Source organism: Caulobacter vibrioides OR37 (genome assembly GCF_000372645.1).
Classification (GTDB): domain Bacteria; phylum Pseudomonadota; class Alphaproteobacteria; order Caulobacterales; family Caulobacteraceae; genus Caulobacter; species Caulobacter vibrioides_E.
Map to the genome: position 1 here is coordinate 44,969 of NZ_APMP01000030.1, position 12,226 is coordinate 57,194.

Consider the following 12,226-nt stretch of genomic DNA (forward strand, 5'->3'; position numbering starts at 1 on the left):
CTGGATGGGGGAAGGGCGGGGGATGAGGGTGAATTGCTGAGGTAGAGGGCGTGCCGCGTCCGGCGTCTTAGTCACCCCCACCCAACCCTCCCCCATCTAGGGGGAGGGCGAAGACGAGCCTACTTCACGCTGGCGCAGAAGCGCTGGATGCGCGCGCAGGCGTCTTCCAGGACCTCGTTGCTGGTCGCGTAGCTGATGCGGAAGAACGGCGAGAGACCGAAAGCCGCGCCGTGCACGACGGCCACGCCCTCGGCTTCCAGCAACTCGCCGGCGAAGTCCTCGTCGCTCTCGATGACCTTGCCCGAGGGCGCGGTCTTGCCGATCAGGCCGGCGCACGAGGGATAGACGTAGAACGCGCCTTCCGGGGTCGGGCAGTGCAGGCCGGCGGCCTGGTTCAGCATCGACACGACAAGGTCGCGACGCTCCTGGAACAGCTTGGCGTTCGGCTTGATGAAGTCCTGCGTGCCGTTCAGCGCCTCCAGCGCCGCCCACTGCGAGATCGAGCAGGGGTTGGAGGTCGTCTGGCTGATCATCTTGCCCATGGCCTTTATCAGCGGTTCCGGACCGCCGGCGTAGCCGATGCGCCAGCCAGTCATCGAATAGCCCTTCGAGACGCCGTTCATCGTCAGGGTGCGGTCATAGAGCTTGGGCTCGACCTGGGCGATGGTGGTGAATTCGAAGTCGTCGAACACCAGGTGTTCGTACATGTCGTCGGTCAGCACCCAGACCTGCGGGTGGCGCAGCAGCACCTCGGCCAGGGCGGCCAGTTCGGCGCGGCTATAGGCGCCGCCCGACGGGTTCGAGGGGCTGTTGATGATCAGCCACTTGGTCTTCGGCGTGATCGCCGCTTCCAGCGCGGCCGGAGTCAGTTTGAAGCCGCTCTCGGCGGTGGTCTCCACCGAGATCGGCGTCCCGCCGGCCAGCAGGGTCATGTCGGGGTACGACACCCAGTACGGCGCGGGGATGATCACCTCGTCGCCGGGGTTCAGGGTGGCGACCAGGGCGTTGTAGATCACCGGCTTGCCGCCCGGGGCGACGTGGATCTGGCTCGGCTTGTACTCCAGGCCGTTCTCACGCTTGAACTTGGCGCAGATGGCGGCCTTCAGCTCGGGCATGCCGTCGGGGTCGGTGTACTTGGTCTTGCCGGCCTTGATCGCCTCGATCGCGGCGTTCTTGATATTGTCCGGCGTGTCGAAGTCCGGCTCGCCCGCCGAGAGGGCGATCACGTCACGGCCGGCGGCTTTCAGCGCGCGTGCCTTGGCGCTGATGGCGATGGTGGCCGACGGCGCAATGCGCCGCAGGGCGGCGGACTCGAGCGACATGATGCAGGACTCCCCTGTGCTTGCCTGGCCCTTCGCGTGGGCCGTTTCAGGATTGCGGGGGTCTTTACGCCCCCGTTCGCCGCGGCGCAACGCGGGCGAGGACGTTTCCAGGGGCGTCGAAGGCGTTTTGGGCGCGCGCGCGAAAAGCGGCGTTCGCGCGTCGCGATCGCTAGCGCTGAACCGCCTGGGCGGTCAGGTCGGGGACAACCTCGCGGCCCATCAGCATCGGCGCGATCTGGTCCCAGAGGCGGGTGATCTCCTCGGCCGCGGGCGAGCCCGGCTCCCATTCGCAGACCGATCGTCCGTGGGCGATCGACTGCTGGAAGGCCGCGCGGGCGCGAATGCCCACCGTGGCCAGCGGCATCCCGGTGAAGCGCAGCGCCTCGGCGGCCTTCAGCACGACCGACGGCTCGGCGTTGTTGCGCCGGGGCGGCGCTTGGCTCAGCACGATCACGCCCTTGCGGCCCAGGCGGCGCACGGCCTCGGCGGAACGCACCGCCGAGGCGATGTCCAGGAAGGTCGGGCGGCAGACCAGCACGCAGAGATCGGCGCTGTTGACCGCCTGCAGGCCGTCGGTCTCGGGCGCGGCGGGCGTGTCGATGACCATCAGGTCCAGTCCGGCCTGTTGGGCCTGCACCTTGGCGGAGAACAGCTTGCCGGCGGTGATCTCGGCCAGGGCCGGTCCATCGCCGTTGCGGGCGCGCAGGACGTCCGAGGCCGAACGCTGGGGATCGATGTCGGCCAGCATGGTCTTCAGGCCCGCCAGGTGGGCGGTAATGGCTAGATTCACGGACAGCGTCGTCTTGCCCGCGCCGCCCTTGCGAGAGATGACAGCCAGGGTTTTCACGTCCGCGACTCCTTACAGGGCCAAGGTTTTCCGTGACCTACGGCCTGTGGATAAATAACGCCATCCTGTGAAGAACACGCAACCGAAATATCGCGACCGACGAGTATTGGCGTCCCCGGATCGTGGTCCGGCGCTTTAACCTTCTGTTACGAAGAAGGACATTCGCTGTCTTGGCCCGAAATTCGCCTGTTTCCATTGCAACCAGCGCGGGCGCTTGACCCGGATGGCCGGTTGGGCGAGGAGGGCGCGTGATCCGCCGCATCATCGACTTCGTGACGAACATGGACGCCCGCGCCTGGCGGACGATCGCCGTGTCGTTCGTTCTGTTCGGCGGGGTCGGGGTCGTCTTCCTGTTCGGCGCGCAGCTTCTGGGCGTCAACGGCGAGGCGGCGGTTGAGCACTGGCTGGGCGCGGCGACCGGACCCTGGGCCTTGCCGGTTGCGGTGGCGGCCTTCGCGGTCATGGCTTTCCTGGGCGTGCCGCAGTTCGTGCTGATCGCCGCGGCGGTCGTCGCCTTCGGACCCTGGGCGGGTTTCGCCTACAGCTGGATCGGCACGCTGGTCTCGTCTCTGGTCGGCTTCTGGCTGGGCCGGGCCTATGGCGCGAGGATCCTGCGCGACTTCGCCAGCGAGGGCGTCAACAAGTTCATGCGGATGATCGGCAAGAACGGCTTCATGGCCAGCCTGATCGTGCGCCTGGTGCCCTCGGCGCCGTTCATCGTGGTCAACATGGCCGCCGGCGTCACGCCGATGAAACTGAAGGATTTCGCCCTGGGCACGGCCATCGGCATCGTGCCGAAGATCGCCCTGACCGCCTTCGCCGGCAATTCGATCGTGCAGGCCCTGAAGGGCGGCGGCAAGCAGCACATCGTGATGATCGCCCTGGCCGTCGTGATCTGGCTGGGCATGGGCCTGATCAGCCGCGCCTGGCTCAAGAAGCGCGAGGCGGCGGCGGAGGAACAGGGCTGACGCCCGCCGCTCTGTAGGTGGCCTCGCGCCAGGCCCGGACGATCTCGCCGAACCACAGCGTCCGCGTGGCGTCGTCCATGCCGTCGGTTTCCTCGACCCCGGCCGCCCAGGCCTCGATCACGAACGGCATGAAGGTGCGCGCCGCGTGGCGGCAGGTCAGGCGCGCGGTCTCCGACGCGCCGGGCGGCGGGGCCACGAACGGCTCGATCAGTCGGGTCAGCAGGGTTTCCAGCGCCTCGCGCCAGGCGGCGGCCTCGGGCGCGCCCCGGGCGTCGCGCAGCAACAGCAGCGCCAGCTTCGGATGGGTCGCGCGCGACATCTCCACCAGCCGCGCGATGCTGGAGCCGTAGCCGCCCCACGGCTGATCGGCCGACGCCTCGATCCGCGCCAGCAGGTCGCCGAACAGGGCGTCGATCAGGCTCTGGCGCGACGGATAGAGCCGATAGATCAGGATCTTGGCCACGCCCAGGCGGTCGGCGACGTCCTGCATCGTCGCCCCCTGCAGGCCCTTGTCGGCGAACACTTCGATCGCCGCGTCCAGCACGGCCTGGCCACGCGCGGCCTTGTCAACGCGGGGCTTCGGTAAGCCTGGCCGACCTCGCGGGACGGGGGGCTTGGGGCTAGGGGCTTTCGCGACTCCGCTCATCGGTGCTATGTAGAATGAAACTACAAAGTTTCAAAATATCGGAGGGACGGGATGCGCGGGAAGATGCTGGCGGGGAGCGTGCTGGCTCTGGCCATGGCGGGCACGGCGGCGAGGGCGGGCGATCCTGCCAGCCCGATCACGGTCGAGGCCCAAAAGGTCTTCGCGGCCAGCCTGCCGGCGGACGACCGCCAGGATTTCGAGTTCGCCGAGCACGGCTTTCTAGGCACGCGGGCCGATTCCCTGATCAAGCGCGAGGACGGCCAGACGGCCTGGGATCTGTCGGTCTACGACTTCCTCAAGAAGCCGGCGCCCGCCACCGTGAACCCCAGCCTGTGGCGGCAGGCGCAATTGCTGGCCAAGAACGGCCTGTTCCAGGTCTCCGACCGCGTCTGGCAGGTGCGCGGCTTCGACATCTCCAACATCACCTTCATCAGCGGCGACACCGGCTGGATCATCATCGACCCGCTGACCATGAAGGAAACCGCGCGCGCCGCCCTGGAGCTGGCCAACGCCAAGCTGGGCGCGCGGCCGGTCAAGGCGGTGATCTACACCCACAGCCACAGCGACCACTTCGGCGGCGTGCGCGGCGTGGTCGACGAGGCCGACGTCAAGGCCGGCAAGGTCGCCATCGTCGCCCCCGAGGGCTTCATGAAGGAGGTCGCGGCCGAGAACATTCTGGCCGGCAACGCCATGAGCCGCAGGGCCCAGTACCAGTTCGGCGTCATGCTGCCGCCGGGCGTCGAGGGGCAGATCACCTCCGGCATCGGCCAGAACATCGCCAAGGGCTCGATCACCCTGATCCCGCCGACGATCACGGTGGACCATACGGGGCAGGAGCTGACCCTGGACGGGGTCAAGATCCGCTTCCAGTACACGCCCTCGACCGAGGCCCCGGCTGAGATGAACCTCTATTTCCCCGATCTGCGCATCGTCGACATGGCCGAGAACGCCAACGTCTCGATGCACAATATCCTGACGCCCCGGGGCGCGCTGGTGCGTGACAGCAAGGCGTGGGCCGACGACCTGACCGAGTCGATCCGCCTGTTCGGCGACGTCTCCGACACGATGATCACCAGCCATGGCTGGCCCCGCTTCGGCGGGGCGGTGGTGCGCGCGTTCCTGGCCGACCATCGCGACGCCTACAAGTATCTGCACGACCAGACGGTTCGGATGATGAACGAGGGCATGACCGGCGACGAGATCGCCGCCGCCATCCAACTGCCGCCGACCCTGGCCAAGGACTGGTTCAACCGCGGCTATTACGGGTCGATGAGCTTCAACAGCCGGGCGGTCTATCAGCGCTACATGGGCTGGTACGACGGCAATCCGGCTCACTTGGCGCCCCAGCCGCCCGCCGACGCGGGCAAGCGCTATGTCGCGGCCATGGGCGGGGCGGCCAAGGTCCGGGCGATGGCCAAGGACGCGATCGGCAAGGGCGACTACGCCTGGGCCGCCACCTTGCTCAATCACGCCGTGATGGCCGACGACGGCGACAAGGAGGCCAAGGCCTTGCTGGCCTCGACCTACGACCAGCTGGGCTACCAGGCCGAGAACAGCCTGTGGCGCAACATGTACCTCACGGGCGCCGACGAACTGCGGGGCGGGGTGCGCAAGCTGCCGGGCTCGCTGACGCCGCTGGACATGATCGCCGCGCTGGATAGCCAGATGATCTTCGATGTGCTGGCCGTGCGCCTCAATCCCCAAAAGGCCGGCGACGCGCGGCTGAAAATGATCTTCGCCTTCCCGGATCGGAACGAGCGATTCCTGGTCGAGGTGCGAAACGGCGTTCTCGTCGCGCAGACCGCGAAGGGCGATGAGAAGGTCGACGCCAGCCTGACGGTCGCGCGGCCGCTGTTCCTGGACTCGCTGTTTCGGGGGACCTCACTGGTTCCGAAGATCATGACGGGCGAGGTTAAGCTTGAGGGCGATCGCGCGGCGATGGGGCGTCTGGTGGGGTGGTTTGACGCCTTCCCGACCGACTTCCCGATCGTTACGCGCCCGAACTAAGCTGGGAGTGGAATAAAATTGCGCCCGCCGCGACCGATTGCCCGGTGGGCGCAAATTGCTTGCTCGATTCCAGGGCGCTGTGTAGAAAGCGCCTTATGACCGTCGCGCGCGACCTGCTTCCGCTTCTGCTTATCAGCCCCTGGGCGCTCTAGGGGCCGCGCATCGTCGTGGCCGGGCGCACAGGGGACAATTGAACCCGCAGCCCGCACGCAGACACCCATTCGACGAGTATTCCCTATGACCTCCGTATCCGCCGGCGCTTCCGACAAGCGCGACAACGTCGTCATTTTCGACACCACCATGCGCGACGGCGAGCAGTCGCCTGGAGCCTCGATGTCGCTGGAAGAGAAGCTGGAGCTGGCCAAGATCCTCGAGGAGATGGGGGTCGACATCATCGAGGCCGGCTTCCCGATCGCCTCGAACGGCGACTTCGAAGCCGTCCGCGAAGTGGCCAAGATCGTCAAGAACTCGACCATCGCCGGCCTGTGCCGCGCCCACCAGGTCGACATCGATCGCTGCGCCGAGGCCCTGAAGCCCACCCAGCGCGGCCGGATCCACGTGGTCATCGCCACCTCCGACCTGCACATGAAGCACAAGCTGCAGATGGAGCCGGACCAGGTGATCGACGTGATCGCCCGCTCGGTCGGGCACGCCCGCAACCTGCGCGACGACGTCGAGTGGTCGGCCGAGGACGCCACCCGCAGCGATCGCCAGTTCCTGCGTCGCGCGGTCGAGACCGCCATCAAGGCCGGGGCCACGACGATCAACCTGCCCGACACCGTCGGCTACACCTATCCGTCGGAATACGCCGACCTGTTCAATTGGATGGTCAATAACGTCGAGGGCGCCGACAAGGTGATCTTCTCGACCCACTGTCACAACGACCTGGGCCTGGCCGTGGCCAACAGCCTGGCCGGCGTGCAGGGCGGGGCGCGTCAGGTCGAGTGCGCCGTGAACGGTCTGGGCGAGCGCGCCGGCAACGCCGCGCTGGAAGAGATCGTCATGGCTCTGAAGGTGCGCGGCGACCGCCTGCCGTTCCGCACGGGCATCGACACCACGCACATCACCCGCGCCAGCCGCTATGTCTCGGCCATCACCGGCTTCCCGGTGCAGTACAACAAGGCCATCGTCGGCAAGAACGCCTTCGCGCACGAGAGCGGCATCCACCAGGACGGCATGCTCAAGAACCGCGAGACCTACGAGATCATGACGCCGGAGTCGGTGGGCCAGGCCCCGTCGAGCCTGGTCATGGGCAAGCACTCGGGCAGCCACGCCTTCCGCGCGAAGCTGAAGGATCTGGGCTACGAGCTGGGCGAGAACGCGCTGAAGGAAGCCTTCGGCCGCTTCAAGGACCTGGCCGACCGCAAGAAGCACGTCTACGACGACGACATCATCGCCCTGGTCGACGACGCCCTGGCTCGCGGCTCGGAGAAGATCCGGGTGTCGCGCCTGCGCGTGGTGGCCGGCACCGACGGCCAATCGGCCGAGCTGACCCTCGACGTCGACGGCGTCTCCAGCACGGCCGAAGCCACCGGTGACGGTCCCGTCGACGCGGTATTCAACGCCATCCACAAGATCGTGCCGCACAGCGCCGCCCTGCGTCTCTTCCAGGTGCACGCGGTGACCGAAGGCACGGACGCCCAGGCCCAGGTCTCGGTGCGTCTGGAAGAGGACGGCCGCATCGCCACCGGCGCGGCCGCCGACACCGACACCCTGACGGCCTCGGCCAAGGCCTATGTCAACGCGCTCAACAACCTCTTCGCCCGCAAGGAAAAGAGCCGCCCCGAAGCGGCGATCGCCAGCGGGTTCTAAAGGTCGCGCGGAAAACCCGGCCGGGCGTCTGCCTGGCCGGGTTCCCCACAAGCTCCCAACTCGGGATGGCTGTTGGCGCGCGCCGATCAGGCCGCTTGGCGTTTGCTGAACGGCCGGGTGGCCAGGATCTCGGCGCCCAGGTGACCCTGCGGTTGCACGTCGAGACCCAGCTCGCGCAGACTGTCGGCCAGGGCGCGGCGCGAGGCCTCGTCCAGCAGGGCGCTGGCGTCCACGACCAGCGCGCCGCCGGGGCGCAGCATGGCGTAGGTCGCCGCGACCGTCGCGCGGGTGTCTTGCGTCGTCTGGCAATCCAGCACCAGCAGCACGTCGCTGCGCTCGTCGGCCGCCCCGCAGGTGGCCCGGCGCGCCGCCTCGACGCGCTGATAGCCGCGACGCCACAGCTGGCACATGGCCTCGCCGGCCCCGGGACCGGCCACGGCCACGAAGCTCAGCGGCGTGGCCTCGGCCAAGTCCAGCATACGGTCCAGGGCGGGGCGGATCCCCTCGGTCGGCACGCACAGCAGGAACTGCGCGGCCTGGCGGATGGGAACCCATTTGGGCGGGCGGGGCGACATGGCCTTCGAAACCTCTTCTGACTGGCCCAACGAAATGGGCCGACCACCGGGTTTTGCGCCCAAGGCCCGCAAGGGCTCCATTCGGAAAGAGGCCCTCATCCATAAGGGCCGCGTAAGGATCGATTTGATGTTCGGCGACAATTCCTCCGCCGCGCCTGCCGCCTGGACCCTGATCCAGGCCCGCACCGCCGCCATGGGCTTCGAGATGCCGTCCGAGGTTGACACCGGCGCGCTCCTGCGTCTGCTCGCTGCCGCTAAGCCCGGCGGACGCCTGTTGGAACTGGGAACCGGCACGGGCCTAGCCACAGCTTGGCTGCTGAGTGGCCTGGACGCTTCGGCTTGCCTGATCAGCGTGGACGTCGACCCGATGGTCCAGGGCGTGGCGCGAGATGCCCTCACGGACGCGCGGGTGCGTTTCATCCTGGCCGACGGTCTAGACTACATCCGCGCCCAGGCGCCGGCATCGTTCGACCTGATCTTCGCCGACGCCTGGCCCGGCAAGTACGAGGCGCTAGACGAGACCCTGGCGCTGCTGAAGCGGGGAGGGCTGTATGTGATCGACGACATGTTGCCCCAACCGAACTGGCCCGAGGGCCATCAGGTTCGTGTCGACGCCCTGGTCTCGCGGCTGGAGGCCCATCCCGACTTGGTCGTCACGCGGCTGGCCTGGGCGTCCGGCCTGATCGTCGCGGCAAGGCGCTGAGCCATGATCTGGATCCCCATCACCATCGCCGCCTCGTTCGCCCAGGTGGCGCGCAACGCGGCCCAGCGCTCGATCATGGGCGGGACAGGGCCCTGGGGCGCGACCCTGGTGCGGTTCCTGTTCGGTCTGCCGTTCACGGCGGTCTTCGTGCTCGTGGCCTTCGTCCTGACGCGCGGCGAGCACCCGCACGCCGGTCCGGGCTTCTGGATCCCGGCGATCGTCGGCGGGGCGGCGCAGATCTCGGCGACGGCGGCCCTGCTGGTCGCCATGCGCCGCGCGGGCTTCGCGGTCGCCACGGCCGTGCAGCAGAGCTCGATCCCTCTGGCGGCCCTGCTGGGCTGGCTGGTCTATGGCGAGCGGCTGAGCGCTCTGGGCTGGACCGGCGTGGCCCTGACCAGCGTCGCCCTGCTGGTCGTCACCTGGCCGCGCGCCGGGGCCTCGGGCGACAAGCCGATCAGCGGCGGGCTATTTGGGCTGGTGTCCGGGCTGGCCTTCGGCGTCTCGCTGAACGCCTTCCGGCAGGCGGGACACGCGCTGGAGCCTGCCCATCCGATCTTCGCGGCGGTGGTCACGCTGATCGCGGTCCAGGGGATGCAAACCCTGGCCCTAACGGCGTTCCTGGCCGCGACCGATCGCTCCGCCCTGGTCGCGGTGGCCAAGGCCTGGCGGGCGTCGCTGAAGGCTGGTTTCTGGGGCGCGGCGGCCTCGGCCGGCTGGTTCATCGCCCTGGCCTTGGCGCCGGCCGGGCCGGTGAGGGCGGTCGGGGTGGTCGAGGCGCCGATCGCGGCCCTGGCGGCGCGTCGTCTGTTCGCGGAACGTTTGACCGCCGTCCAACTGGTCTTCGGCGCGGTCGCGGCTCTGGGGGTGGCCCTGGCCGCGCTGGGCTAGATTTCGCCACGATGGGATGCTTGGCCGACTTCACCGCAAAAGCCTGAGAAAACCCCGCGAATAGACCTTGAATTCAACGCTTTCGCAGGGCAAACGGGCGGCGTCGGCGCGTCTTTTGGCGTTCGGGCGACGGCGCGGCCAGGGGCGGCGCTCCCGTCGAGCGGCGAGACATGCTGACCGGATCGAAATCCGCCAAATGCGGGAATCATGTTGTCCTCGCATTGATTTGAAGTAGGAGCCTTTTCTTCTCCGCCGACCCTGTCTTTGAGACGGAAAAGGCCTACTTCGCCGATCTGACGTCTTTCTTTCTGCCCGTTACGCCCCTCCTACCCCTCAGTCAGGGCTTTCAATGTTCTCTTCCCTCTTCGGCGTGATCTCGAACGACATCGCCATCGACCTCGGCACGGCCAACACGCTCATCTACATGAAGGGCAAGGGGATCGTCCTGAACGAGCCGTCGGTGGTGGCCCTGCGCAACGTCGGCGGTCGCAAGATCGTCCACGCCGTGGGCATCGAGGCCAAGCAGATGCTGGGCCGCACCCCGGGCCACATGGAAGCCATCCGCCCGATGCGCGACGGCGTCATCGCCGACTTCGAAGTCGCCGAGGAGATGATCAAGTACTTCATCCGCAAGGTTCACAACCGCAAGGGCTTCGTGAACCCGAAGGTGATCGTGTGCGTGCCGTCGGGCGCCACCGCCGTGGAACGTCGCGCCATCAACGACAGCTGCTTGAACGCCTCGGCCCGTCGCGTCGGCCTGATCGACGAGCCGATGGCCGCCGCGATCGGCGCGGGCCTGCCGATCCACGAGCCGACCGGATCGATGGTCGTCGACATCGGCGGCGGCACCACCGAGGTGGCCGTGCTGTCGCTGTCGGGCATCGTATATTCGCGCAGCGTCCGCGTGGGCGGCGACAAGATGGACGAGGCGATCATCAGCTACATGCGTCGCCACCATAACCTCTTGATCGGCGAAACGACCGCCGAGCGCATCAAGAAGGAAATCGGCACCGCCCGCGCGCCGGCCGACGGCGAGGGGCTGTCGATCGACGTCAAGGGCCGTGACCTGATGCAGGGCGTGCCGCGCGAAGTCCGCATCAGCGAAAAGCAGGCCGCCGACGCCCTGGCCGAACCGGTCGGGCAGATCGTCGAGGCCGTGAAGGTGGCCCTGGAAGCCACCCCGCCGGAACTGGCCTCGGACATCGCCGACAAGGGCATCATGCTGACGGGCGGCGGCGCGCTGCTGCGCGGCCTGGACGCCGAGATCCGCGACCATACCGGTCTGCCGGTCACGGTCGCCGACGATCCGCTGTCGTGCGTGGCCCTGGGCTGCGGCAAGGTTCTGGAGCACCCGAAGTGGATGAAGGGCGTCCTGGAATCCACGCTGGCTTAAGCTAGATTTCGTTCTGGAGGCGCCTCGGGGGGCGTCGGGAGACAAAAGTCAGTGCCCTTGCGCGAAGGTCCCCTCGGCGACCTGAAGGTGCCGCTTACCTGGACGGCGGCGGTGGCCCTGATCGTGGCGGCCGTGATCGCCGTCGCCTTCCTGCTGGCGGATCGTCGCGAGACGCTCCAGGAGCAGGCCTACGGCGTCACCCGCCAGACCGTCGACGTGGTGGCCAAGCCCGTCAGCGGCGCCATCGCCGCCCCCGGCCGCTGGACGGGGCTGGGTCTGGACTATGTCCGCAGCTATTTCTTCGTCGCCTCCGAGAACCGCCGCCTGAAGGCCGAGCTGGCCGATATGCGCCAGTGGCGTGACCGCGCCCTGGACCTTCAGGACCAGAACGAGCGGTTCAAGAGCCTGCTGGGTCTGCGCACCGATCCGCCGATCCCGATGGCCTCGGCTCGCATCGTCGCCGACACGCGCGGCCCGTTCGCCAACACGCGCCTGGCCGACGCCGGCGTCGAGCGCGGCGTCCAGGTCGGCAATCCGGCCATGAACGAACGGGGTCTGGTCGGCCGCGTGGTCGGCGTGTCGCACGGCGCCAGCCGCATCCTGCTGCTGACCGACATCGCATCGCGCACGCCGGTGATGATCGATCGCACCAACGCGCGCGCCATATTGACCGGCGACGGCGGTCCCAATCCGAAGCTCGAATATCTGCGCGGCGTCGATCCGATCCGGCAAGGCGATCGCGTCGTCACCTCGGGCGACGGCGGCGTCGTGCCGCGCGGTTTGCCGGTCGGGGCGGCCGTGAAGGGTCTGGACGGCCGGTGGCGGGTAGTGCTCTTCGCCGACCAAACCTCGATCGACTATGTCCGCATCCTGCTCTTCAAGGATTTCGCTCAGCTGGCCAATGAGAAGGAACTGGAAACCCGCGTCCTTCCGCCGGTGACGACCGAGGATCCCCAGGCCTCGATCCTGTCGGCCCCGCCGCCCGCCGCGTCGACCCCGCCGGCGCCGGCCGCCGGCGCCGCGCCGACCTCGCCGACCGCAGCAGCGGCCCCGCAGTCTACTCGT

At 68.1% G+C, this 12,226-nt stretch carries 12 protein-coding genes; 8 read left to right on the forward strand and 4 right to left on the reverse strand.

Translation table 11 applies throughout. From position 1 onward, the window contains the following. Positions 1–119 precede the first annotated feature (119 nt). Both OR37_RS17720 and OR37_RS17725 read right to left on the reverse strand, forming a co-directional pair. The gene (locus tag OR37_RS17720; protein WP_004622986.1) at positions 120–1,322 is read right to left on the reverse strand and encodes a pyridoxal phosphate-dependent aminotransferase; all 1,203 of its coding nucleotides are present in this window, start codon (positions 1,320–1,322) and stop codon (positions 120–122) included. Between the two features lie 169 nt (positions 1,323–1,491). Then, a complete protein-coding gene (locus tag OR37_RS17725; protein WP_004622988.1) occupies positions 1,492–2,169 on the reverse strand; it encodes a ParA family protein in 678 nt (225 codons plus the stop codon). A gap of 248 nt (positions 2,170–2,417) precedes the next feature. On the opposite strand from OR37_RS17725, the gene OR37_RS17730 reads away from it, so the two are divergent. After that, the gene (locus tag OR37_RS17730; protein ID WP_004622990.1) at positions 2,418–3,137 is read left to right on the forward strand and encodes a TVP38/TMEM64 family protein; all 720 of its coding nucleotides are present in this window, start codon (positions 2,418–2,420) and stop codon (positions 3,135–3,137) included. Here the strand turns inward: OR37_RS17730 and OR37_RS17735 are convergent. Next, positions 3,100–3,783, reverse strand: a complete 684-nt coding sequence (locus tag OR37_RS17735) for a TetR/AcrR family transcriptional regulator (protein ID WP_004622992.1) — start codon at positions 3,781–3,783, stop codon at positions 3,100–3,102. The two genes, OR37_RS17730 and OR37_RS17735, sit on opposite strands and share 38 nt — an antisense overlap. A 51-nt stretch (positions 3,784–3,834) precedes the next feature. On the opposite strand from OR37_RS17735, the gene OR37_RS17740 reads away from it, so the two are divergent. From OR37_RS17740 to OR37_RS17745, 3 genes are all read left to right on the forward strand, one after another. Next, positions 3,835–5,790: an alkyl/aryl-sulfatase gene (locus tag OR37_RS17740; protein WP_004622994.1), complete on the forward strand. Its 1,956-nt coding sequence runs from the start codon at positions 3,835–3,837 to the stop codon at positions 5,788–5,790. A 95-nt stretch (positions 5,791–5,885) separates the two neighbouring features. Further along, entirely contained in the window at positions 5,886–5,942 is a 57-nt protein-coding gene (locus OR37_RS21900) for a hypothetical protein (protein ID WP_106404407.1), read from the forward strand. An 85-nt stretch (positions 5,943–6,027) separates the two neighbouring features. Next, positions 6,028–7,602 carry a 2-isopropylmalate synthase gene (locus tag OR37_RS17745; protein ID WP_004622995.1) on the forward strand — a complete coding sequence of 525 codons (1,575 nt, stop codon included), beginning with the start codon at positions 6,028–6,030 and terminating at the stop codon, positions 7,600–7,602. Between the two features lie 86 nt (positions 7,603–7,688). Here the strand turns inward: OR37_RS17745 and OR37_RS17750 are convergent, their stop codons facing one another. Next, positions 7,689–8,177, reverse strand: a complete 489-nt coding sequence (locus tag OR37_RS17750) for a hypothetical protein (protein WP_004622997.1) — start codon at positions 8,175–8,177, stop codon at positions 7,689–7,691. A 127-nt stretch (positions 8,178–8,304) separates the two neighbouring features. Here OR37_RS17750 and OR37_RS17755 point away from each other — a divergent pair, with 127 nt between their 5' ends. The 4 genes from OR37_RS17755 to mreC all read left to right on the forward strand — a co-directional run. Next, entirely contained in the window at positions 8,305–8,880 is a 576-nt protein-coding gene (locus OR37_RS17755) for an O-methyltransferase (RefSeq protein ID WP_004622999.1), read from the forward strand. Between the two features lie 3 nt (positions 8,881–8,883). Then, positions 8,884–9,768, forward strand: a complete 885-nt coding sequence (locus OR37_RS17760; protein ID WP_004623001.1) for a hypothetical protein — start codon at positions 8,884–8,886, stop codon at positions 9,766–9,768. Between the two features lie 349 nt (positions 9,769–10,117). Continuing rightward, positions 10,118–11,161 (forward strand): rod shape-determining protein, encoded by a 1,044-nt coding sequence (locus OR37_RS17765; RefSeq protein ID WP_004623009.1) that lies wholly within the window; start codon positions 10,118–10,120, stop codon positions 11,159–11,161. A gap of 51 nt (positions 11,162–11,212) precedes the next feature. After that, positions 11,213–12,226: rod shape-determining protein MreC (gene mreC, locus OR37_RS17770; protein ID WP_004623010.1), on the forward strand; the 1,014-nt coding region annotated here is incomplete at its 3' end.

Coding starts and splice junctions, on each gene's coding strand:
- OR37_RS17720 (WP_004622986.1), bottom strand. CDS start 1,322: ATGTCGCTCGAGTCCGCCGCCCTGCGGCGCATTGCGCCGTCGGCCACC.
- OR37_RS17735 (WP_004622992.1), bottom strand. CDS start 3,783: ATGAGCGGAGTCGCGAAAGCCCCTAGCCCCAAGCCCCCCGTCCCGCGA.
- OR37_RS17740 (WP_004622994.1), top strand. CDS start 3,835: ATGCGCGGGAAGATGCTGGCGGGGAGCGTGCTGGCTCTGGCCATGGCG.
- OR37_RS17745 (WP_004622995.1), top strand. CDS start 6,028: ATGACCTCCGTATCCGCCGGCGCTTCCGACAAGCGCGACAACGTCGTC.
- OR37_RS17750 (WP_004622997.1), bottom strand. CDS start 8,177: ATGTCGCCCCGCCCGCCCAAATGGGTTCCCATCCGCCAGGCCGCGCAG.
- OR37_RS17755 (WP_004622999.1), top strand. CDS start 8,305: ATGTTCGGCGACAATTCCTCCGCCGCGCCTGCCGCCTGGACCCTGATC.
- OR37_RS17760 (WP_004623001.1), top strand. CDS start 8,884: ATGATCTGGATCCCCATCACCATCGCCGCCTCGTTCGCCCAGGTGGCG.
- OR37_RS17765 (WP_004623009.1), top strand. CDS start 10,118: ATGTTCTCTTCCCTCTTCGGCGTGATCTCGAACGACATCGCCATCGAC.